The organism is Mariniradius sediminis (assembly GCF_021491425.1).
In the GTDB taxonomy this organism is placed as follows: Bacteria; Bacteroidota; Bacteroidia; order Cytophagales; family Cyclobacteriaceae; genus Mariniradius; species Mariniradius saccharolyticus.
The window spans coordinates 36,058-59,663 of record NZ_JAKEVZ010000015.1 but is presented as its reverse complement, the minus strand read 5'-3'; the positions used below and the strand labels follow the sequence as shown (position 1 = coordinate 59,663).

12 protein-coding genes are annotated in these 23,606 nt (G+C 48.5%); 9 read left to right on the top strand and 3 right to left on the bottom strand.

Annotated features, from left to right (window positions below):
• Nucleotides 1-51: 51 nt before the first annotated feature.
• Nucleotides 52-1,077, top strand: coding sequence for a uroporphyrinogen decarboxylase (gene hemE, locus L0U89_RS17005; RefSeq protein WP_234862610.1), 1,026 nt, complete (start codon nucleotides 52-54; stop codon nucleotides 1,075-1,077).
• Between the two features lie 727 nt (nucleotides 1,078-1,804).
• On the opposite strand, the gene L0U89_RS17000 is transcribed toward hemE, so the two are convergent.
• Both L0U89_RS17000 and L0U89_RS16995 read right to left on the bottom strand, forming a co-directional pair.
• Nucleotides 1,805-2,608, bottom strand: coding sequence for an MOSC domain-containing protein (locus L0U89_RS17000; protein ID WP_234862609.1), 804 nt, complete (start codon nucleotides 2,606-2,608; stop codon nucleotides 1,805-1,807).
• Nucleotides 2,609-2,650: 42 nt separating this feature from the next.
• Nucleotides 2,651-2,893: a hypothetical protein gene (locus tag L0U89_RS16995; protein ID WP_234862608.1), complete on the bottom strand. Its 243-nt coding sequence runs from the start codon at nucleotides 2,891-2,893 to the stop codon at nucleotides 2,651-2,653.
• Between the two features lie 369 nt (nucleotides 2,894-3,262).
• Here L0U89_RS16995 and L0U89_RS16990 point away from each other — a divergent pair, with 369 nt between their 5' ends.
• The 8 genes from L0U89_RS16990 to rsmG all read left to right on the top strand — a co-directional run bounded on the left by L0U89_RS16990 (nucleotide 3,263) and on the right by rsmG (nucleotide 20,837).
• Nucleotides 3,263-6,292, top strand: coding sequence for a SusC/RagA family TonB-linked outer membrane protein (locus L0U89_RS16990; RefSeq protein WP_234862607.1), 3,030 nt, complete (start codon nucleotides 3,263-3,265; stop codon nucleotides 6,290-6,292).
• An 18-nt stretch (nucleotides 6,293-6,310) separates the two neighbouring features.
• A complete protein-coding gene (locus tag L0U89_RS16985; protein WP_234862606.1) occupies nucleotides 6,311-7,804 on the top strand; it encodes a RagB/SusD family nutrient uptake outer membrane protein in 1,494 nt (497 codons plus the stop codon).
• 182 nt (nucleotides 7,805-7,986) lie between these two features.
• Nucleotides 7,987-11,331 (top strand): VCBS repeat-containing protein, encoded by a 3,345-nt coding sequence (locus L0U89_RS16980; RefSeq protein WP_234862605.1) that lies wholly within the window; start codon nucleotides 7,987-7,989, stop codon nucleotides 11,329-11,331.
• The gene (locus L0U89_RS16975; protein WP_234862604.1) at nucleotides 11,328-11,909 is read left to right on the top strand and encodes a hypothetical protein; all 582 of its coding nucleotides are present in this window, start codon (nucleotides 11,328-11,330) and stop codon (nucleotides 11,907-11,909) included. Before L0U89_RS16980 ends, L0U89_RS16975 begins: the two co-directional genes overlap by 4 nt.
• Nucleotides 11,906-15,226 carry a VCBS repeat-containing protein gene (locus L0U89_RS16970; protein WP_234862603.1) on the top strand — a complete coding sequence of 1,107 codons (3,321 nt, stop codon included), beginning with the start codon at nucleotides 11,906-11,908 and terminating at the stop codon, nucleotides 15,224-15,226. The genes L0U89_RS16975 and L0U89_RS16970 overlap by 4 nt, the downstream gene beginning before the upstream one ends.
• A gap of 98 nt (nucleotides 15,227-15,324) precedes the next feature.
• The gene (locus tag L0U89_RS16965) at nucleotides 15,325-18,585 is read left to right on the top strand and encodes a VCBS repeat-containing protein (RefSeq protein WP_234862602.1); all 3,261 of its coding nucleotides are present in this window, start codon (nucleotides 15,325-15,327) and stop codon (nucleotides 18,583-18,585) included.
• Between the two features lie 148 nt (nucleotides 18,586-18,733).
• Nucleotides 18,734-20,092, top strand: a complete 1,359-nt coding sequence (locus L0U89_RS16960; RefSeq protein ID WP_234862601.1) for a vanadium-dependent haloperoxidase — start codon at nucleotides 18,734-18,736, stop codon at nucleotides 20,090-20,092.
• A 112-nt stretch (nucleotides 20,093-20,204) separates the two neighbouring features.
• The gene (rsmG, locus tag L0U89_RS16955; RefSeq protein WP_234862650.1) at nucleotides 20,205-20,837 is read left to right on the top strand and encodes a 16S rRNA (guanine(527)-N(7))-methyltransferase RsmG; all 633 of its coding nucleotides are present in this window, start codon (nucleotides 20,205-20,207) and stop codon (nucleotides 20,835-20,837) included.
• Nucleotides 20,838-20,974: 137 nt separating this feature from the next.
• Here rsmG and L0U89_RS16950 read toward each other — a convergent pair whose 3' ends face one another.
• Nucleotides 20,975-23,557 (bottom strand): mechanosensitive ion channel family protein, encoded by a 2,583-nt coding sequence (locus tag L0U89_RS16950; protein WP_234862600.1) that lies wholly within the window; start codon nucleotides 23,555-23,557, stop codon nucleotides 20,975-20,977.
• Nucleotides 23,558-23,606 lie beyond the last annotated feature (49 nt).

Here is a 23,606-nt window from a genome sequence, read left to right as displayed (position 1 = left end):
ATTTTTAAGCCCAAGCCGTGAATTTTGCCGGGCTGCTTCTATCTTTGCGCCATGCAATTGAAAAACGACCTATTGTTGCGGGCCGCAAAGGGAGAACCCGTCGAGCGAACACCCGTATGGCTGATGCGTCAAGCCGGCAGGATTCTGCCCGAATACCGTGCCGTGCGTGAAAGCGTCAGTGGCTTTATCGAACTTGCCCAAACGCCCGAGTTGGCGGCGGAAGTGACCATACAGCCTGTGGATATCCTCGACGTGGACGCGGCGATTATTTTTTCGGATATCCTGGTGATTCCCGAGGCCATGGGCTTGCCCTACGAAATGCAGGAAAAGCGTGGGCCTTGGTTTCCCGAGACCGTCAAGACACCGGCCGACCTCAAGAAACTGCGGATTGCAGACGGAGTCGACGACCTCCACTATGTGATGGAGGCGATCCGCATCACCAAAAAAGCATTGCATGGCCGTGTACCGCTGATTGGTTTTGCGGGAGCGCCATGGACGATTTTTGCCTATATGGTCGAAGGTTCGGGTAGCAAAACCTTTTCCAAGTCCCGGGCCATGCTGTACACCGAGCCGGAGTTTTCCCACCAATTGCTGCAAATGATCACCGACAGCACGATCAATTACCTGAAAGGACAAATCCAAGCCGGTGCGGATCTTGTGCAGATCTTTGATTCCTGGGCGGGGATTTTGCCGCCGGACCATTACCGGGAGTTTTCCCTGCGGTACATTTCCCAAATCTGCGAAGCGATTACGCAAGTGCCGAAGACGGTGTTTGCCAAGGGGGCGTTTTTTGCAAGAAAAGAAATGGCAGCGCTCGCCTGTGAGACCATCGGCCTCGACTGGAACATGGGGATTGCCGAATCGCGGGAAATGATCGGCCCGAACAAGACCCTGCAAGGAAACCTTGACCCCGCGGCACTCTATGGCAGCGCCCGCCAAGTGGAAGCGGCCACCAAGGCGATGATGGATCAGTTCCGCGGTAGCCGCCACATTGCCAATCTTGGCCACGGCGTATATCCCGACATCGACCCCGAAAAAGTGAAGGTCTTTATCCAGACGGTGAAGGAGTACCGTTGAGGCCTATCTCGGGTTAACCAAGGATTTCAAAGAAAGGAGCAGGTGAAAAACGGCGGTCAAATTGCCAATTTATTGGAAAAGAAAACCGAAGTCTTCGTGAATTTATCTGTGATAATCTGTGCTATCTGTGGTTCAATTTTTTTAACCACAGATTTCACAGATGGACACCGACAAAAAATGTTACCGAATCCCGAATCTAGTTCTATTGAACTAGGAAACCTGATATCCCATCTTTATTTACCAAAACCAGTAAACAAGCGATTGGTAATTCTATCTGTGAAAATCCGCGCCATCTGTGGTCTTTTTTTTCAACCACAGATTTCACAGATGGACACCGACAAAAAATGTTACCGAATCCCGGACCTAGTCCTATTGAAATAGGAAACCTGATATCCGACCTTTATTTACCAAAACCAGTAAACAAGCGATTGGGAACTCTATATGTGAAAATCCGCGCCATCTGTGGTCTTTTTTTCAACCACAGATTTCACAGATAGGCACAGATAAAAAATGTTACCGAATCCCGGGCCTAGTCCTATTGAAATAGGAAACCTGATATCCCACCTTTATTTACCAAAACCAGTAAACAAGCGATTGGGAATTCTATCTGTAAAAATCCGCGCCATCTGTGGTTCATTTTTTTTTAAACCACAGATTTCACAGATGTACACAGATGAAAATGGCAGGAATCGTTGAAAACCCCGTTTTTTATTTCGCGGGGTAATTTTTATAGGAATGGAATCCCTTCCACCGCGGCGCCAACTTCAATGCTGGCACCTTCGAGCAGGAGCATGTTTTGTCCGAAGAGGACCTTGGAACCTACCGTCCGGTAAGTCGACAGGGTGCGAAGGGGTTCTTTCCCTTTTTGGGCAGTCGCTTGGTCGACCGTGGTCAGCACGCAGCGGGCACAGGGTTTGGTGATCTTGAAAAGGGCATCGCCGATCTTGACCTTGTCCCAGGTATCGTCGATATAGGCCGGTCCGCCGGAAAAAACGAGGTTGGGACGGAAACGGTCCATGGGGACGGGCGATTGCAGCCTGGCGTTGAGGTCGTCGAGTGCGCTCTGCCCGATAAGTAGGTAAGGCATCGCATCGGCAAAGCCGACCGACTCACTGTTGACCGCGTACTTCGCATCGATCTTTCGCTCCGTGCTGGGGGGCATCCAGACCAGTCCACAGGGCATTCCCAATATTTCGGAAAACCATGCATCCACCTCTTTGCTCACCTCCTGCCCAAGTACCGTGTCATCCCATACGGTGACGGGACGGGTGGCCTCGGATTGGGGTGTGAAGGGGATATTGATCCGCTTGGTGGGGTCCTGCTTATGAAAAACCAGCAAGCCATCGGCCCTCAGTTCCACTTGCAGCAGTGCCATAGACGGATGTACCCTTTGGGTGAGGAAATCCCCCTTCCCGTCTACCAGCATCCAGCGGCGGTCCCATTGCAGGCCCCGCTCTTCCAGATTGGCTTTGGGTAGGCGGATGCCGCCAAGGGATTTGATAGGATATATATATATGTCTTGGAGGAGCATGTTTGAAATGACCTTGTTGAAAAAAACTATATCAGGAGAATCTTACAAAGGAATCGCTTCCCGCATCTTTTCGGGAAAGGTCGGGGTGACAATTTTGGAAACCAAGTGGAGGATGGGGTTTTCCTGCTCTGCTGACAGCAGACTCCAAGGATTGGTTAATTTGTACACAAGGGAGCGCTTGGATTCCTCGGGCGTAAAGAGCAAAACCGTAAATGCGCAAATCAAAATGACGCTGCCCCAACGCATTCGTTCCTGTCTCAATCTTTGCTTGCTAAAAAGTCCCATGGGATAAAGATACGCATTCCAGGCAGAAGGTTGCACGCAAACACACAAAAGTTGCTTCCTTTCCCAATTTGAGGCAAAAACCCTATTTTATTGCAAAGGCTCCAAGGCAGCCGCCCGATTTTCACATTTTTAATAAAATCGAAAAATTTTAACTATTCGAAAAGTTCAATCGTTTTCGGTTGCGTATTCCGAAATAAAAATAAAATATCTTTAACGATTCATAAAAAATACCATTATTCTGTTAACAAGACCTCTCCCAAAAGCAATCTTGGGCATTTGTTAAAAATTGCAAATTAAAATTTAAACAATCATTTTAGACTTGAAATTAACTATACAAACCATTTCGTTTTTTTCAAAACAACAAACCCTATGAGAAATTATTTACAAAAAGTAAAGGCGTGGACGATTGCCGGGCTGCTGATGGTCATCAGCATCGGTGCCGCCTATGCCCAAGGCCGGGAGGTAACAGGAACCGTCCTGGACGCGACCCTGAAGGATCCCCTACCGGGAGTAACAGTGCTCATCAAAGGTACTACCAGAGGAACCACAACTGATCTCGATGGCAAGTTTTCCATCAATGTACAGCCTGGCGACCAAAGCTTGGTGTTCTCCTTTGTCGGCTTTACCGCACAAGAGGTGGCCATCGGCAACCAAAGTGTATTCAACATCGAGTTGGCGGAGGATATCCAAAGCCTTCAGGAAGCGGTCGTGATTGGTTACGGTACCCAGGACAAGAAGGAAATCACCTCTGCGGTGACCAATGTAGGTGCCGAGCAGTTCAACCGGGGTAACTTCCCCAACCCAGCCCAATTGCTGCAAGGTAAGGTAGCCGGTCTGTCAGTAACCAGGCCAGGTGGTAACCCAAATGCCGATGCCACTTTGAGGTTGAGGGGTATTTCATCTTTTGGCGCTACCCAATCTCCCTTGATCGTATTGGACGGTGTGATTGGCGCTTCACTTGATGCAGTTGACCCCAATGATATCGAGTCATTTGACGTATTGAAAGATGCCTCTGCCGCTGCGATCTATGGTACACGTGGTGCGGCCGGTGTCATCCTGATCACTACAAAAAGAGGTTCATCCAAAAAAGGTTATGCTAACGTAACTTTGAATACGTTTGGATCAGCGGAGACCGCTTCCAATTTAATTCCAGTGCTTTCGCCAGAGGAATTTGTCGCGCGTGGCGGATTCGATTGGGGTTCGAGAACTGATTGGAGAGATGAAATCCTTCAGACAGCTTACAACGGGACTGTAAACGCATCCGTCACCGGTGGATTCGACAATACCAACTATTTGGTTTCCGTCAACTACCGTAACAACGACGGTGTGGTAAAGGGCACAAACCGGGAAACTTTGAACACCCGTTTCAATTTCAATCATGGAGCTCTGAATAACAGGTTGAGAATGAATGTGAGTTTGGCATACACCAATACGAATACTACTGATGTAAATGGAGAAGCAGTAAGATATGCAACTATCTATAACCCAACAGCACCAGTTTGGGAAAGTGGTTACAACCCACAAGAATCTTCCCAAGACCGTGAAGCGAGACTTGCTTTGGCAAATAGGAGATTCGGAGGTTATTTCCAGAGAGATTTGTTCGACTATTTCAACCCTGTTGCCTTGATCAATCAGCAGCAGTTTACCAACGAAATCAAGAGTGCAATCTATTCCTATAGATTAGAGTTTGACTTGACCGATAAAATTACCATTGCTTCCCAATTCTCTGAGGATCGGTTTAGTAGGCTGTCTGGGGATTGGTATTCTTGGCAAGACTTCAACGTTGGATTTGGACGTAGTGGACAGGCGGGACAGCGTCAGTTTGACCGCACAACTTCCATCTGGAATGGTACCATCCGCTACGAAAATGAAATTTTTGACCGCATGAACTTCACCTTCTTGGCTGGTGGAGAAACCCAAATCTTCAAGGAGAGAGGCTTCAACGCATCTGCGACAAGATTCCTTTTTGACCAAAGTTACAATAACTTGGGTGGTGGCTATGTAAGATTCGGTAACGGTGCAGATATAGGTTCATTTGCTACCAACGCGACATTGAATTCTGTATTCGGTAGGGCAAACTTCAACTATAACAACACCTACTTCTTCTCTGCTTCCGTTCGGGCTGAAACTTACTCAGGCTTCGGTAAAGAGAACCAAACAGGCGTATTTCCTGCCTTCTCAGCTGGTGCGGATTTGACCCAAATCTTCGACATGGGCATCTTCAGCAACTTCAAGCCGAGAGTATCTTATGGTATAGTTGGTCAGTTGCCACCATCTCCAACCTTGGCGATCGGTTTGTTCCAAAACGGAAACCGTATTGCTTTGGATGCGGACAATCCGTTCAACAACGGCTTCGTAGCTCCACGTCAAGTAGGTAACCCTAACCCACAATTGAAATGGGAAACTACTAGGGAATTCAACGTGGGTATCGATTACGGTGTTTGGAACGGAAAAGTGACCGGTACATTGGACGTATATTCCAGGAAAATTTCTGACCTTCTATTCCAGGCTCAGGTATCCCAGGGTTTTCCCAACGAATTTGATCCTGGAAACTTCTACTCTGCTGGGACGATTTGGGCAAACATTGGTGATCTTTCCCAGGCGGGTATTGAATTCTTGGTCAATGTGAACAACGTGAAATTGGGTCCCGTCAATTGGACACCTTCCTTTAACTTCACAATGTACAGGAGAACAACCATCGACCGAATCGGTGTAGGTTCCATCAACCTTCCTGAAATTCGTAGAGCAACTCCAGGTTCTCCAGGACAAAACAACAACGAAATTGTCTGGAACCGAGTAGGCCAGGAAGTCGGTCGGTTCTACGGTCCTAGATTCCTTGGGCTGACAGAACGAGGTGAATATATCCTCAGCACGGAAAGACCTGAGGAGTTTGAAGATTTGGGAAGTGGCTTGCCATCGGGTGATTTCGGTTTCTCAAACTCATTCACTTACGGCAAATGGGATATGAACTTCCTGTTGAGAGGTAGCTGGGGTCACTTGATTTACAACTCCTTCAGAGGTTTCTATGAAAATGCAGACGGTGCTTCCAATACATGGAACTCAGTAATTACCAAAAACACACCAATTTCTCCTTTGGTGACTTCGACTCCTACTTTCTCCGATCTTTATTTGGAAAGAGGCGATTTCATGAGGTTGGATAACCTCCAAATCGGCTACAACGTAGCAAGCAGGTCCAGCAGCATCAGCAATTTCAGAATTTACGGTGGGGTGCAAAACCTTTTCACGATCACCCAGTTTAGCGGTGTAGATCCAGAAGTAAGATGGACCGACAATCAGGACCCATTCAACCCCGATCCACTTGCTCCAGGTATCGAAAGGAGAAACACTTATTTTGTGCCTAGAATCTGGACTGCAGGTTTGACAATCACGTTTAAATAACATAAACTCAAGATAAATATGTTACGATTAGTAAAATCAATTTGTGTGGGAGGCTTGGTGGCTTTGGCTACCACCTCATGCTGGGAACTGGAACAAGAAGTACTGACGGGATTGACCCAAGACGAATTAGCGGCAAGTCCCCGGCCTGAACTGATCGATGTATTGAAACAGGGCGCCTATGCCTCAGTAATCGGTAACTGGGGTGGACACGGTGGTATGTGGAGTATCAATGAAGTATCTTCTGACCATATGGCGATCCCGCAAAAAGGTGCTGACTGGGAAGATGGCGGTATTTGGTTGAGGAACCATAGACACCTTTGGGCAGTCGGCGATGGTGCCTACAATGGTGCGTGGCAATACTGCTATGGGATTGTGGCACAATGCAACATCCTAATGTCCCAATATCCGACGATCGAAGGCTTGAACGCAGAACTTCGTATATTGAGGGCATTGGCTTATTTGTGGTTGATCGATAACTTCGGAAACGTGCCAATTATTTTGGAAACGGACAGGGGAGGTAACCCACCACAAAACACCCGTCAGGAGGTATTCAACTTCATCGAAAGCAGCATCAAGGACAACGTAGACTTGTTGCCAAAAACTTTCGTGAAGACGAATTTGAACTACTACTCTGCTCACATGATCTTGGCCAAATTGTATTTGAATGCTGAGGTTTACACAGGTGTTCCAAAATGGGCAGAGGCAGAAGCTGCGATCGATGTAGTGATTAATTCAGGAGGGTATTCACTGGAGCCTAACTTCTTTGCAAACTTCTCGGCAAGAAACAGCAGTTCTTCTGAAAACATCTTTACGTTGCCTTACGATGCGAATAATGCGGGTGGTTTCAACATCCACCACATGACCTTCCACTATGGTAACCAAGCAACCTTCCAGTTGCAGGAACAACCATGGAATGGGTATACCGCTTTGGAGGAATTCTACAATAGCTTTGAGCCTGGTGATGCCAGAAGAGCCAGTTTGAGGGAAGGGCAGCAGTTCGCTGCTGATGGAAGGACGCCGATCTTGGATAACGCTGTTGAGCCCAATGATCCAGATGGTCCAACCTTAATCTTTACTCCACGAATCAACGAACTGGCTCCGAATGCACTTCGTCAGGCGGGTACTAGAATCAATAAGTTTGAAGTGCCACTTGGACAACCAAACTCATTGGACAATGATTTTCCAATTTATCGTTTGGCAGACGCCATCTTGATGAAAGCAGAATGCGCATTCCGTCTTGGTAGAACCGCTGATGCTTTGGCTTTGGTCAACCAAGTGAGAGCAAGGGCCAGTGCAGCACCACTTACCACCTTGACTGCCGATATCTTGTTGGCGGAAAGAGGAAAGGAACTGTTTGCGGAAGGCCACAGAAGGTCTGACTTGATTCGTTTCGGAAAGTTCAACGATGCTTGGTGGGAGAAAAACGCTTCTCAGCCATTCAGGAACCTGTTCCCAATCCCACAAAACCAATTGCAAGCCAATCCTAACCTGAGACAAAACCCAGGTTATTAATCTCCGGCTTACGATCGGAAATACTGAAAGAAGTGCACTAAGGTGCACTTCTTTTTAGTTTCTACGCCTTCAAAATCTTACCTTTGCAAAGCACAAACTCAGGCTGATTCCTCGTTACGATTGCCTACAGTAAGCCCCTTCCTACCTGCGAATCAAAGGCAGGTCTATGGTACACCCATACGATGATACAATCCAGAATTTCCCAAAAACTTCAATTAAGACCCACTTTGTGGCTATTCCCCCTTGCGGTATTCCTTTGGGCAGGATGCAAGAAAGCGCCCGAACGCACGGATTCCCCAAAGCTTTTTACCTTACTACCATCATCCCATACCGGGATTGATTTCAGAAATGATCTTTCCTTTACCGAAAAATTCAACCCTTACACTTTTCGCAATTTTTTCAACGGAGCCGGAGTCGCGCTCGGCGACATCAACAACGATGGCCTGATCGATATTTTCCTTGCCGGCAACCAAACCCCGAATCGCCTTTACCTCAACAAAGGCGATTTCAAATTTGAAGACATTACCCAAAAAGCGGGACTCTGGGTCGAGGGCATTTGGTCCACAGGAGTCAGCATGGCCGATATCAATGGGGATGGTTTTCTGGATATCTATGTCTGCAAGTCCGGTCCGCTGGAAGGCGACAACCGTCAAAATGCCCTCTATATCAACAATGGCGATTTGACCTTTTCCGAACAAGGCCAAGCCTTTGGCATCGCCGAAAAGGGACTTTCCCAGCATGCTGTTTTTTTTGACTACGATCGAGACGGGGATCTCGACATGTATCTGTTGAACAACTCGGGCCGTTCGATTGGCTTGAACGATCTGCGGGAGGGTCAACGCGCCGTCCGCGACCCGGAAGGTGGCAATAAACTCTTTCGAAATGATGGGGGAATATTCACCGATGTAAGCGAACAGGCAGGGATTTACGGTTCCGCAATCGGCTATGGCTTGGGCGTAACCGCGGCGGATTTGAACCGCGACGGTTGGCCGGATCTGTACGTTTCCAATGACTTTTTCGAGCGCGATTACCTCTATATCAACAACCAAGACGGCACGTTTTCCGAAGTTTTGGAAAGCGCGATGACCGAAATCAGCATGGGTTCGATGGGTGCGGATATCGCTGACCTGGACAATGACGGTTGGCAGGACATCTTCGTTACCGAAATGCTTCCTGCGACTTGGGACCGTGTGAAGACTAAAACACCTTTCGAGGATTGGGACAAGTACCAAGCCAATATCAAAGCCGGGTATTTTCACCAATTCACCCGCAATACGCTTCAGCGCAACCTCGGCTGGAAACCGGGTACGAATGAATCCCATTTCGTCGATATTGCAAGATTCTCTGGCGTACATGCCACCGACTGGAGTTGGGGAGCATTGATTTTCGATGCGGACAACGATGGCCTCCGGGATATCTTCGTTGCCAACGGGATTGTCACGGATCTCACGGATTTCGACTTTGTGGACTATTTTGAGGATAAATCCGATTTGATCCAACAATACCGCCGGGATTCGGTGCTGATTACCAAAATTCTCGAACAGGCACCCTCCACACCCTTGCAGAATTACCTTTTCCACAACAGGGGGAATTTCCATTTTGAAAACATCGCAGCCCAATCCGGCATGGAGCAATTGACTTTTTCGACCGGTGCTGCCTATGCGGATTTCAACAATGACGGCGCACTCGACCTTGTCGTCAACAACTTGAATGGGGAGGTATTTCTCTACCAAAACAACAGCCCCCAAATCTCCAAAAGGAACTTCCTTCAGCTCGATTTACAGGGAAATTATGGCGCGCTGGTGCAGGTTTTTGTGGGGAATCAGACGATTTTGGCGGAGAACAACCCTGTGAAAGGGTACATGTCTTCGGTAGACCAAAGGGTGCATATTGGCTTGGATACATTAAAACTGGTCGACTCTATTTGGGTGGACTGGCCCCATGGAAAAAGAAGCGTGCTGAAATCCGTCGCTGCCAACCAAGTGCTGAAAATAAATCCGGCGGAAGCCAGTATTCCAAGCCCCGCACTGACCGTACCGACTACCCTTGTTTCCCCCACCCCATCACCTTCCTGGAAACATGAGGAAAGCAGCTTCGTGGATTTTGACCGCGATAGGCTGCGCTTCCAAATGGCGAGCAATGAAGGTCCGCGCATCGCGGTCGCCGACCTGAATGGCGACGGCTGGGATGACTTGTTTCTGCCGGGAGCGAAAGGACAGACGTCCACGATTTGGATGCAGGATGCCAACGGGAATTTCAGGGAAGCACAGGTTTTGGAGAAATCCGAAGAGCCCGAGGACGTGGAAGGGCTCTTTTTTGATGCCAATGCCGACGGACGCTTGGACCTGTACGTGGTCAGCGGAAGTTTGGAGTTCAACTACCTCAATCCACTGTACCAAGACAGGCTGTACCTGAACGACGGAAACGGGAAGCTTCAATTGTCCCCCAAAAGTCTGCCACCTAGATTCGAAAGTTCGGCCTTTGTCAAGGCGCTTGATTTCAACAAAGATGGAAAACCCGATCTCCTAGTCGGTACCCGAACTATCCCCTTCGCCTATGGAGTCGGTGGGGATCTGGTACTGTTGGAAAATCAAGGCGACGGAAATTTCCTGGATAAAACTGCTGCGCTGGCGCCCGGATTTAAGGGCATGGGCATGGCGCGTGATGCTTGGACGGGAGATTTGGACGGTGATGGGCACATCGAAATCGTAGTGGTCGGCGATTGGATGCCGATCCATGTATTCAGCGAACGTCAGGGCAAATTCGTGGAAACCTCGATAGAAATGGGCTTTGGAAAGACAGGTGGGTTTTGGAACTGCATCTTGGCGGGCGATTGGAATGCAGACGGAAAGACCGATTTGCTGCTTGGCAATATGGGTACCAATTCGCGTTTGCAGGCTTCCGCGGACAAACCGCTGCGGATGTATGTCAACGACTTTGACCAAAACGGAAGCGTTGAACAAATCATTACCCAATATGAAGGCGACAAAGCCTATCCGATCGTTTTGAAAAACACGCTGCTCAAACAATTGCCCGCTTTGCGCAAAAACCTACTGAACTACGCCGCATACAAAGACAAGACCATCCAGGACCTTTTTCCGGAGGATTTGCTGCAACGTTCCAAGATTTGGGAAGTGCATACCTTGGAGTCGCGCATGTACATCCAAGGGGGAAATGCTACCTTTGCAAGTGTAAAAATCCCAGAGGTGTTGCAGTACAGTGCGGTCTATGCCTTTCATGCCGAATCGGATAGCGATGGGCAATTGCACTTGTTCGCAGGTGGCAACCAAAGCAGAATAAAGCCAGAATTGGGAATTCAAATGGGTAGCTACGGCTGGCATTTCATCCTGGACAAAGAAGGTAACATCAGACATATCCCTGCCGACGAGTCAGGCTTCTTTGTGCCAGGCGAAATCCGCAGCATGCGTACCATCCGCGGTTCCAAAGGCAAGTATTTTGCCGTAGCCCGCAACAACGATACGATGTTGTTCTTCAAAATGAATGAAAAACCAAGATTATCAAAATGAGTATTTTAAAAAAATCCGTCCTTTTTGCACTGGTTCTCGTGGGCTTGTTTTCCTGCAAGTCAGACTATCAAAAGATGAAGGAAGAGGCCGAGGCTTCAGGCGTGGTCGCCGAGGACTTGTTTCTCGGAATCAGGTTTGGTATGGTCAAGAGGGAATTCTTTGAAACATGTGCCGAACACAACAAAAATGGCGTACTCATCAACGGGCCGCACCACCTGCAGGTGCTTTATCATCCTGAAATGCCATCCGGAAAAAAAGTCGATATGTTTTTTTATCCGGATTTTGAGGAGGACCGACTGTTCTTTATGCCGATAGAGTTCATCTACACAGACTGGTTCCCGACAAATGAAGAATACACCAAGGACAAACTCTTGGCCGATGTGGTGGGGCTGTTTGAAAACTGGTACGGAACGGGATTCAAGGAAATCACCAATAAAGACAAAACTGTCAGGGCCATGGTCAAGATCGATGGCAACCGCCTGATAAGGGTATTCATCAAAGACATCAAAACCGTCCGTGCCGAAATGCTCGACCTGCGCGTAAAGGACATCACGGAACTGAATAAACCAAGCAAATGAAGCATCTCAATAGGATATTGGGCCTGGCCCTTATTCCCTTCGGTATCTGGGCCTGCAAGAAGAAGGAAGAGCCACCAAAGGAAACCTTGTTCCAAAAGATCGAGGCCGCGGACTCCGGCCTGGATTTCAGGAACGATCTCGACTTTGACGAGAAGTTCAACATTTTTACCTACCGCAATTTCTACAACGGTGGCGGCGTGGCATTGGGTGATGTCAACAATGACGGCCTTCTGGACGTCTATCTCACCGCCAACCAAAAAGGCAACCGCCTGTACCTCAACAAAGGCAATTTCAAGTTTCAGGATGTGACGGAGACTGCGGGCGTGGCGGGTACAAGGGCTTGGAGTACGGGCGTGGCCATGGCCGACGTCAACGGTGACGGCTGGCTGGACATCTACGTCTGCAACTCAGGGGACATTGCCGGAGACAACAAGCAAAACGAGCTGTTTATCAACAACGGCGACGGCACGTTTTCGGAAAAGGCTGAGGCATACGGACTGGCAGACAAAGGTTTTTCGACCCATGCCGTGTTTTTTGACTATGACAAGGATGGAGATTTGGACGTTTACCTGCTCAACAACAGCTACCAGGCCATCGGCAGTTTCAATAAGATGCAAAACGAGCGACCCAGAAGGGACCCGGTCGGCGGTGACAAGCTATTCAGAAATGATGGGGAAAAATTCACCGATGTATCGGAAGAAGCGGGGATATATGGTTCCGTCATCGGATTCGGTTTGGGTATCACCATCGGCGACGTGAATCGCGATGGGTGGATGGATATCTTTATTTCCAACGACTTCTTTGAGCGTGACTACCTGTACATCAACAACCAAGACGGTACATTCTCCGAAGAGCTTACCGACTACATGCGCTCGACCTCGGCTGCTTCGATGGGTGCGGATATCGCCGACCTCGACAACGACGGTTTTTTGGACATTTTCGTCACCGAAATGCTTCCCGAGCCACTAGAGCGGATCAAGCAGATTACTTCCTTTGAGAGCTGGGACAAGTTCCAGTTCAACGTGGAGCACGGCTATCACTACCAATACACCCGCAACATGCTCCATATCAACAACGGTGACGGGACCTTTTCCGACCTTGGGCGCATGGCCAACGTGGAGGCGACAGATTGGAGCTGGGCGGCACTGATGGTCGACATGGACAATGACGGCATGAAGGATATTTTCGTCGCCAATGGCATCTACAAAGACCTGACCGACTTGGATTACCTCAATTTTATCGACAACGATGAAACGAAACAAAAAATCATTTCCCAACAAGGCGTCGACTATCGTGCGCTCGTTGACCCGATGCCCATCAACCCCATCTCCAATTATGCTTTCAAAAACAAGGGGGATTTGGTGTTTGAAAACGTGATCCACGAATGGGGCATGGGCGATCCCATCCATTCCAACGGTTCGGCATATGGGGATTTGGACAATGACGGTGCGCTCGACCTTGTGATCAACAACGTCAACAATCCAATAAGCCTCTACCGCAACCGCAGCAGGGAATTGGCTCCCAACCAGCATTTTATAAAGTTTGAATTAACCGGAAAGCTGGGTAATACCGCCGCTGTCGGCACCCAAATCCGCATCAAAGCGGGCGAAACGGAGATTTACCTGGAGCAGATGCCCAACCGCGGCTTCCAATCTTCGGTGGATCCTAGGCCCCACGCGGGCTTGGGTGAAATTGCCAAAATCGACGAAGTCCAGGTGCGCTGGCCGGACGGCAAGATGACCCTGCTGCGCGATGTCTCTCCAGACCAAATGCTTAAGCTGAAATGGGAGGAGGCGTCAGAGGCACCGAGCGATTTTGATTTCTTCAAAAAGGCGCCTGAACCGCTTTTCACCAAACTTGACAGTGGAAAAGTCCTCAACTACCGTCATGTTGAAAATACCATGGTGGATTTTGACCGGGACAGACTCACCTATCACCTGCTTTCGACGGAAGGTCCAAAAGCCGCTTGGGCAGATGTAAATGGGGATGGCCTTGAGGATGTCTTTATCGGTGGGGCGAAAGGGTTTCCCGGAAAACTGTTCCTGCAGACCGCCACAGGTTTCGAGGAATCCAATAGGGAAACTTTCTGGGCTGACCGTATCTCGGAAGATCGCAACGCCCTATTCTTCGACGCCAATGGGGATGGAAGCCTCGATTTGTTTGTTTGTTCGGGCGGAAATGAATCGGGATTTGGATCCCCTGATCTGATTGACAGGCTTTACATCAATGACGGGAAGGGAAACTTCAAGAAATCAGAAAACAACGGATTGCAGGCCCTGCCCAACAGCAGCGCTGTGGCCCGTACGATGGATATCAACGGGGATGGGGCCTTGGATCTTTTTGTAGGGTCGCGGTTGATTCCGTTCGTATACGGCGTCAATGCCAGTTCACATATACTAGTCAACGACGGGAAGGGCAAGTTTACCGACCGGACCGAACAATTCGCTCCCGAGCTTAAAGAAATCGGCATGGTGACGGATGCCCAAGTAGTGGATTACGACGGCGACGGAAAAACGGATTTGGTTTTGGTAGGCGAATGGATGGCGCCGACTTTCTTTAGAAATACGGGCACCAAGCTGGAAAAAATCGAAATGCCTGAAATGGCCAGCCACAAAGGCTGGTACCAATCCATTGCCGTCGGCGACTTCAATGCGGATGGCAAGCCGGATTTTGTGTTGGGTAACCACGGTCTGAATAGCCGATTCAAAGCTACAGCCGAGCGGCCTGTCCGCATGTTTGTCAATGACTTTGACCAAAATGGCTCCATTGAGCATATTTTCACCTACAAAGAAGGCGGTCGACATGTGCCCGTTACGTTGAAACACCAGCTCGAAGGGCAGGTGCCATCGATTAAGAAAAAGTACTTGAAATACAGCGCTTACAAAACCCAAATGCTGGAAGATATTTTCGAACCTAACCAGTTGCGCAACGCAGTCATGCAGGAAGCCAATTTCTTCCAATCAGCCGTGCTGATCAACGAAGGAAACGGAAAATTCAAGGTACAGGAATTGCCTCGGATGGCACAGCGATCTTGGATGTACACCTCATTGGTTGCGGATATCAATGGGGACGGCCATCAGGATATCGTCATGGGCGGTAACCTGAAGGGGGCGAAGCCCGAAGTGGGCCAATATGACGCAAGCTATGGCGAAATCCTTTTGGGAAAAGGCGACGGTACGTTTACCTATTGGCACAACCGTGACCATGGACTTCAGCTCCACGGGGATATCCGGGATTTGCAGCTTGTCAGCATCAAGGGCCAAAGGCTGCTGATGGTGTTGAAAAACAATGAAGGGGTGGAGTTTTGGGAGTTTTGAAGTCAAATATGAAGGGGCAACACTATTCCCATTTATCGAAAAATGTTCGAGTTATCATTTGTTCACCAGTTACTGCTAGGTGGTTCTTCGCAATTTCGGTGGTTTGGTTGGCCACTGGATGTGCCAAAAAGTCAAGAGAGGAAAGCCTTTTCAGTCTGCAAAAGCCCGAAACAACTGGAATCTCTTTTTCAAACACCCTCCAATCCACTCCGGAGCTTAATATCCTCGAATACCTTTATTTCTACAACGGTGGCGGGGTAGCGCTTGGGGACCTCAACAATGATGGCTTGGTGGACATTTATTTTTCCAGCAACCAAGGCAGCAACAAACTGTACCTCAACAAGGGAAACTTTCAATTTGAGGATATCACCGAATCGGCGCAGGTAACTGGCGAAGGCGGCTGGTCTACTGGCGTGACCATGGCAGATGTAAACGGCGATGGCTTTTTGGATCTGTACGTTTGCCAAGTCGGGGACTACAAAGGCCTGAAGGGTCAAAACAGACTCTATATCAACCAAGGTGACCTGACATTCCGTGAAATTTCCGCTGATTGGGGATTGAATTTTGTCGGTTTTTCCACGCACTCAATCTTTTTTGACTATGACCAGGATGGGGATTTGGACATGTACCTGCTCAACCATTCGATCAAGAAGCCGGAGGTTTTTTCCCACGCCGACACCAAGTTCACCAATCAGGACGAAAAAGGCGGAGACAGGCTTTACCGAAGTTTGGTTGCCCAAGGTGAAAACAGAATGGTAGAAGTCACCGCCGAAGCCGGAATCCTCTCGAGTAGCCTGGGTTTTGGCTTGGGCGTGGGAATCGGCGATTTCAATGCGGACGGATGGATGGACATCTACGTCTCCAATGACTTTACGGAGGATGACTACCTCTACCTCAACCAACAGGACGGGACTTTTCGAGAGGCATTGAAGGAGATGATCTCCAACACTTCCCGCTACAGCATGGGGAATGACGTCGCAGACATCAACGGAGATGGGCTGCCGGATATCTTCACGACCGATATGTTGCCCGCGGATCCGCAGATATGGATGAAATCGGTGGGGGAAGACAAACAGGAAGTTTATCAGATCAAAAAGACCCTCGGCTACGGGGACCAATATGTCCGCAACCACCTTCAACTCAACCGCGGGGATGGCAGGTTCAGCGAGGTTGGGTTGCTGACCGAAACTTTTGCCACCGATTGGAGCTGGTCGCCGCTGGTATTTGACATGGACAATGACGGACTCGCCGATATCCACGTCACCAACGGCATCGTGAAGCGGCCCAACGATCTCGACTTTATCCAGTATAGCCAAGAACCGGAACCAAATCTCAGTCCTGAGCAGCTGACCCAAAAGCAAATCGATATGCTTCCCACGGTCAAGCTTCCGAATTTTGCCTTCAAAAACGAGGGCAATCTGAAGTTCTCGCCCGCCACGGATTCTTGGGGACTTGCACAGGAAAGTTATTCAAATGGCTCTGCCTATGCGGATTTGGACAATGACGGAGACTTGGACTTGGTGATCAACAATACCGATCAGGAAGCCTTTGTGTATCAAAACAAGGCGGAAAAGCTAGGCAATCATTTCCTCCAAATTGATTTGAAGGCTGCGGGTTACAACCGCTTTGGGCTTGGCGCGCAGGTTTGGGTGTACGCTGGAGATACGGTATTTTACCAGACACTGAGTACATCCCGGGGATTTCAATCCGGGCCTTCAACCACCTTGACATTTGGCCTTGGAAAAAAATCCCAAATCGACTCCGTATTGGTTGCCTGGGATGCAAAAAACATCGAGCACTTCAATGTCCCATCTGTCAACCAAAAAGTGAATCTGGAGCAAGGAAAGGGTAAAACAACTCCTTTTCCTACAAAACACAAGGATCCCTCGCTCACAATCCTCCCCTATTCCCTGCCTTGGAGCCACACCGAAAACTTTGACACGGATGAATTTCGGCGTGAGTATCTTTTGCCAAGGAAATACGGCACGGAAGGCCCCGCTTTGGCAGTCGGCGACGTCAATGGAGATGGCTTGGAGGATATCTTCCTCGGTGGTGCCAAAGGGCAAGCAGCTTCCCTTTTCTTCCAAACCAAAAACGGTGATTTTGAAAAAATCCCCAATCCGATATTCGAACAATTGAGCCCTGCCGAGGATGTGGTAGCCGAGTTCGCGGATTTCAATGGTGACGGGCATTTGGACCTGTACATCGGAAGCGCCGGCAATGAGCACAAGCAAGGCGAGATGTTCAATTTCGACCGGATTTTCCTCAATGATGGTTCCGGCAATCTCCGCTTTTCCATGAATTCTTTGCCGCCGATTGGCGAAAACACCTCCACGGTAGCTGTCCACGACGTCAACGGCGATGGTGCACCGGATATCTTTGTCGGAGCATCGGTCGTCACTGGAAATTATGGTGCTATTCCGACGAGTTACCTCCTCATCAATGACGGCAGGGGCATTTTCCGTGAAGCGACAAACCAATACTTTGGAGCGGATTTTCGGCCCGGGATGGTTCAAAAGGCGCTGTGGGCCGATATCAATGGAGATGGGACTAAAGAATTGCTTTTGGTTGGAGAATGGATGGGAATCCAGGTTTATGGCCTCAATCAAGGAAACACGTTCGAATTGATCGACGAAAAACTGGCAGATCAGGGTGGCTGGAATTATTCGGTCTCGGTAGCTGACATCGATGGAGACGGCAAACCAGAAATCCTGGTGGGTGCTCTGGGGCTCAATACAAAGCTGAAAGCATCGCCCGAAAAACCACTTTGGCTGTACCACCACGATGTCGATGGCAACGGACAGGAAGATCACTTGATTTTCCACTATATGGGCGGAAATTTGGTTCCCTTTGCTACCCGGGATGATTTGATCAAGCAAATCCCGATGATCAAAAGAAAGCACAAAAGCTACGTGGATTACGCGCAGATAACAGGCCCAGAGGATTTGCTTGAAAAGGAACTGCTCGGTCAAATCAGAAAAGTACCTGTCAAAAACCTGTCATCCGGAATCTGGTGGAACAAGGGCGAAGAGGGTTTCCAATTTGAGCCTTTCCCGGTTGAAGCACAGTTCAGCCCGATCCGGGATATGGCTTTGCTTGAAAGTGGCGATGGATCCAAGTCACTGATCACGGTAGGAAATTTCGACGGATTCCGAAATGATTTGGGCAGAAGCTCCGCCCAAGCAGTGCAGATGCTGACCTGGTCAAAGGGAGGATGGAAATCTAGGCAGTTGTCACCCGATATCTCCAGGTATTGGGGAGAATACCGCAAAATCGCCCCGATCATGATCAAGGGAGAAAAATGCTTGATTGCTGTCAGGAACAACGATAGCGCGGTTTTTATGAAAATCAATCCCTGAAAACCTGCTAAAAATCAGTTCCTTTGCCGCCAAAATTCGCTAGGTTTCGGATGGAAATAAGTAGCTTTGAAGCCGAAAACCCACGCGCAAACAAAGCGTTTCTTAGATTGGAAACTGCAAAAAGAAGAAAATCAAAAAGTTTATTGGTATGAAAAACCTATTCCCAAAGTTCCTGACAGCGGTTTGGATGGTGCTGCTTGCGTTCTCCTGTAAGGAAAAAACCGATTACCAGTCCGCCATTACGGATGGCTCTTATCAGATTGCCGCCCAGCTGAAGCTCACGGATGTCATCATTCACGACATATTTTCGCCGCCGGTCGCCAGCCGGATTTATGCCTATCCCTCCATCGCCGCCTATGAGGTGACAGCCTTGGCAGATCCACAATACCAAAGCCTGATGGGCCAGCTAAAAGGGTTTGAGAAAGCGAGCTTTGATACATCGGGGGAGATTTACTATCCTTTGGCCTCGCTCGCTGCCTATTACAAAGTGGGGACAGCTTTGATTTTTTCCGAAAACCTCATGAAAGAACACAAGGAAAAGGCATTTGCGGAGATCATGGAGAAAGGGGTTCCGGAAGATGTGTTTGAAAGATCTGTAAAGTTGGGTGAAGAAGTAGGCGCGCACGTGATCGCCTACTCCAAAAAGGACAATTACCATGAAAGCCGGTCTTACGAAAAGTATACAGTCCGCAACGATCCAAATACCTGGCAGCCAACGCCACCGGCCTACATGGAAGGTATAGAACCGCATTGGAACAAGATCAGGCCGTTTACTATGGACTCTGCATCACAATTTAAAGTGGCACCTCCTACTCCCTTTTCGACCGAACCTGGGAGCCAATTCTACAAAGAGGCCGAGGAAGTATTCACTACGGTGAAAAATCTGACCAAAGAGCAAAGTGACATTGCCTACTTCTGGGATTGTAATCCCTACAAAGTGAATGTGAAAGGCCACGTCATGTTTGCCACGAAGAAAATCACACCCGGCGGACATTGGATGGGCATCGCTGCCATTGCTTCCAAAACGGCAAATGCCGACTGGAAGAAAACCTCAGAGGCCTTGGCAAAGACAAGTATCGCCATTTTTGATGCCTTTATCGCCTGTTGGGATGAAAAATACCGCAGCATCCTCATCAGACCTGAGACGTACATCAACAAGTATATGGATGAAGATTGGCTTCCGCTGCTGCAAACGCCTCCGTTTCCTGAATACACCAGTGGCCACAGCGTAGCTTCCAATGCCGCTGCGGAGACATTGACCAGCGTCTTTGGAGAGCCTTTCCATTTTGTGGACTCCACAGAAGTCGCCTATGGATTGCCGATTCGGGAATTCGACTCGTTCAGACAAGCTGCAGATGAAGCGGCTATCAGCAGGCTATATGGTGGCATCCACTATATGCCCGCCATAGTCAATGGCTCCGAAAAAGGAAAGAACGTTGGAAACAACCTGATCGCCAACATCAAAACAAGCAAAGCCGAGCTGCAGCCCGTAGCCTCCAAGAATTGATCGCGGCAAGATATTTCATCAAAAGGTCGGTAATTCCGACCTTTTTGTTTTTGGGTATTCGGGAATCGCACATTTTGAATGTCCGAATCGCTATTTTTGACCCATGGACAGCATGGATAGCATCATCAAGTATTTTCCCGAACTGACAGCAGAGCAAATCGAAAAACTCAGTCGGCTGGGGGCTTTGTACCAAGATTGGAACGAAAAAATCAACGTGATTTCCCGAAAGGACATGGCCCATTTCTACGAGCGGCACGTGCTCCATTCATTGGGCATCGCCAAAGTGATCCAATTCAAGCCGGGGACCAAAGTGCTTGACTTGGGTACTGGTGGCGGGTTTCCGGGAGTTCCGCTGGCGATCATGTTTCCAGATACCCATTTTCATTTGGTGGATTCGATTGGCAAAAAGATCAGCGTCGTAAAAGACGTTGCCAAGCAATTGAAGCTTTCCAACATCGAGGCCCAACAAGTACGGGTCGAAACCCTCATCAGGCGCTATGATTTCGTGGTAAGCCGGGCAGTTACAAGGTTTGCAAGTATGCTGCCTTGGGTCAAAGGAAAATTCAAGAAGGAAGATTTCAACGAACTCCAAAATGGCTTACTCCTACTTAAGGGTGGCGATGTGGACGAAGAAATGGAGGAAACGCGGACAGGTTATATTACTTTTCACCTGGAGGACTATTTCCATGAGGAATTTTTTCAGACAAAAAAGGTTGTCTATGTGCCCTGGGAAGGGAAAAGGTAATTCCTTACTGATTTAGCAGCATTGGCTTCAGGCTCCCGATTTCAATAGCCTGTTTTTCCCCAATAAAGCGGAACAGGCGCTGCATCGCTATCTGGAAGGCTATGTTAACATCCCCGTAAAAAGCGAGACGGGGCATGCTACGGTTTGATCCCCCGTCCATTATCCCCATCGGAGGATAAATGCACATCGCGCTGCGGAAACGGAATAACGATTCCTTTTTCCTTGAACATCACGTCGATCTGATGGACGATATCGCCCTTGACAAATGGGACCTCAAGGTAATTGTTTACCCAAAAGGAAACTTCCAGGTCAATGCGACTATCTCCAAATTCCATTGGTAAAACCCTCGGTGCAGGATAGCTGAGTATCCTGGAGTCACTGGTGAGTATTCCCTTTACCAAAAGACAAGCTGCAGACAAGTTGGTACCGTAAGCTACCCCAACTACCACAGTGACTTTCTTTCCCCGTCCCATGGTCCAATTGACAAGCTGCTGGCTAAGCAGGTCCCCGTTGGGAATGATGATGCTGGCGCCCTCAAGCATATTGACGACACTGCTGCGAAATCCGATCGACTTCATCACCCCTGGCTTTCCGTTGATTTCGATCAAATCACCCACTTTGACAGGGTTTTCAAAGGCAATGATGACCCCGCTCACCAGGTTATTGAACAATCCCTGAAGGCCCAAACCAATGCCTACGCCCAATGCGCCCAATACGATCGTGACCTTGTCCAATGGAACTCCCGAAGCAGCGACAGCCAAGAAAAGGCCCATACTGATGATAAATATCTGTACCAACAATAGCCAGCTTCCCAAGCTGATGCTTTTTCTTTTGGTCGTGGTGGTATTGGCATCCGGATCCGCACTGAAGAACGAAACAATTCGGGACAGAATCACGGAAATAACCAAAATCACGAAGAAGATCAAGAGACCGTTGATCGTGAACTCGTAGCTACCCAAAACCCGCGGAGTGTTTAGGAAAAAATTGAAACCCCCGGAAACCAGGTTAAAGGTGTAGAAGTTTCTACCCACCAAAATCAGCCAACCAAGCGTCAATAAGAAATAAAAAATCGGATGTACCTTCTCGCCAATCTTGTCAAAATTGATGAAGAAAAGCTTTTTGTCAGGTTTATTATAAAGCGATGAGGCAAGACCGAGCATTTGGTTGATCAACCTCACAGTCCAAAGCAAAATCACTCCCAATACCACGCCAAGATAGCCGCTGACTAGCAGGGATTTGGCGAAATTCAAATTCCCAAAGAGGCAAAACAAAAATGACAGCGCCTGCATAAAAACCATATAGCCGACAAAATAGAGGATGCGTTTTTCCTTGAGTTCGGATCTTTTCCCTGTCAAGAAAATCAATGAACCATAGACCACACCCACCATCGAGAGCAGCAGCATTAGCATTTTCTCCACCCGGGTGAAAACCAGCACCAGATTCAGCGAGCTTGAAAGGAAAAAAATCAGCAACACGACCAGCCAAAACCCAAGCCAATACCGTGACAAAAACCGAAAAAACAGAACCGTAAGTGCCAATGCCGCGAGCATCCACAGGAAAAAATGAAATACAAATGGTGGAGATGGGAAGAAAAATTGAGCAACGCCAATCACAATAATCAGAGCGGAAAGCAAAGGATTCTTGAGAACGAGCTGCTGGTTGTCTTTATTCTCTGCAAATCCCTCCTCCTTGGATTTCACCCTTAGGTTATAGATGAAAAGACCCAATAGCAATACCACCAACAGCAAGAAATATATCCGGGACGAAAAAATCTCAAAGTACAGGCTAAAGGCAATCAGTTCCTTTTCGTGGGACATCTTGATGATTTCCCCAAAAGAAATATCCGAAAAACCAGAACGCGAAAACCACTTTGACTCTGTGGAAAACATACCGCTGTTGAGCTCGTCCCGTTTTCTCTGTATCTCAAGGATAGAGGCCTCGATCAAAATCAGCTCGGCCTCAACGCTTGCCTGTAATCTGTCGAGCGTAGCGAGGGTAGCATGCAGGTCGTTGAAGGTCGGCTCGATTTCCTTGGCGATCAATACAAACTTCTTGGCATAGGTCGCCGCGATGGCCGAATCAGAGGAAAATCTAAAGAGCTCTTCAATTGTCGAGAGGGAATCGATTTGGAAACTCAAACCGAAAAGCCGATCCGAACGGTCTGTAATATTGTCCCTGATTGTTTGGGTTTTTTGCTCCAGTTCTGACAAGATCGCACCTGACACACCGAGATTCCTATCGGATTGGATGACCGTATCCCCTTCAAATACGCCCTTTTCCACGAGTTCGCGCTGTGCCTTGATCTGGGAAAGCTGGTTTTCTACGCCGATAGAATCCACCTCGTCAGAAAGGTATTTCCGTGCTTCTTGAATCGTCCGCCGTATTTCAGCCATTACTTTCCGTTGCACAGATTGATTCCGGGTAGTTTCAAACTCTTCCAGGTTTTTGACATACCCCGCATCGCCGATCTCCTGAAGGCGCCGCGAAAAAGACTTTGCTGATACAGAATCCGAATCTTGATTCACCATACCCGACCGTAGGGGGGATGCCAAAATCATGGGATTCAAAACAATCATCAGCCCCAGCACAAAAAGCATGCGGCTACACGATCTCAATTGCGACAAGAAATGATTTGGCTGATTTGCTTTTGATTCCATATCCTGAACTGGACTCAGGCTGTCATCCTGCCGCTGAGTCATTACAAATGGAAAAATAATCATTTCGGAAATTTTGTTGCGGATTTTGGGAATGAAATGATTTAGACAATCT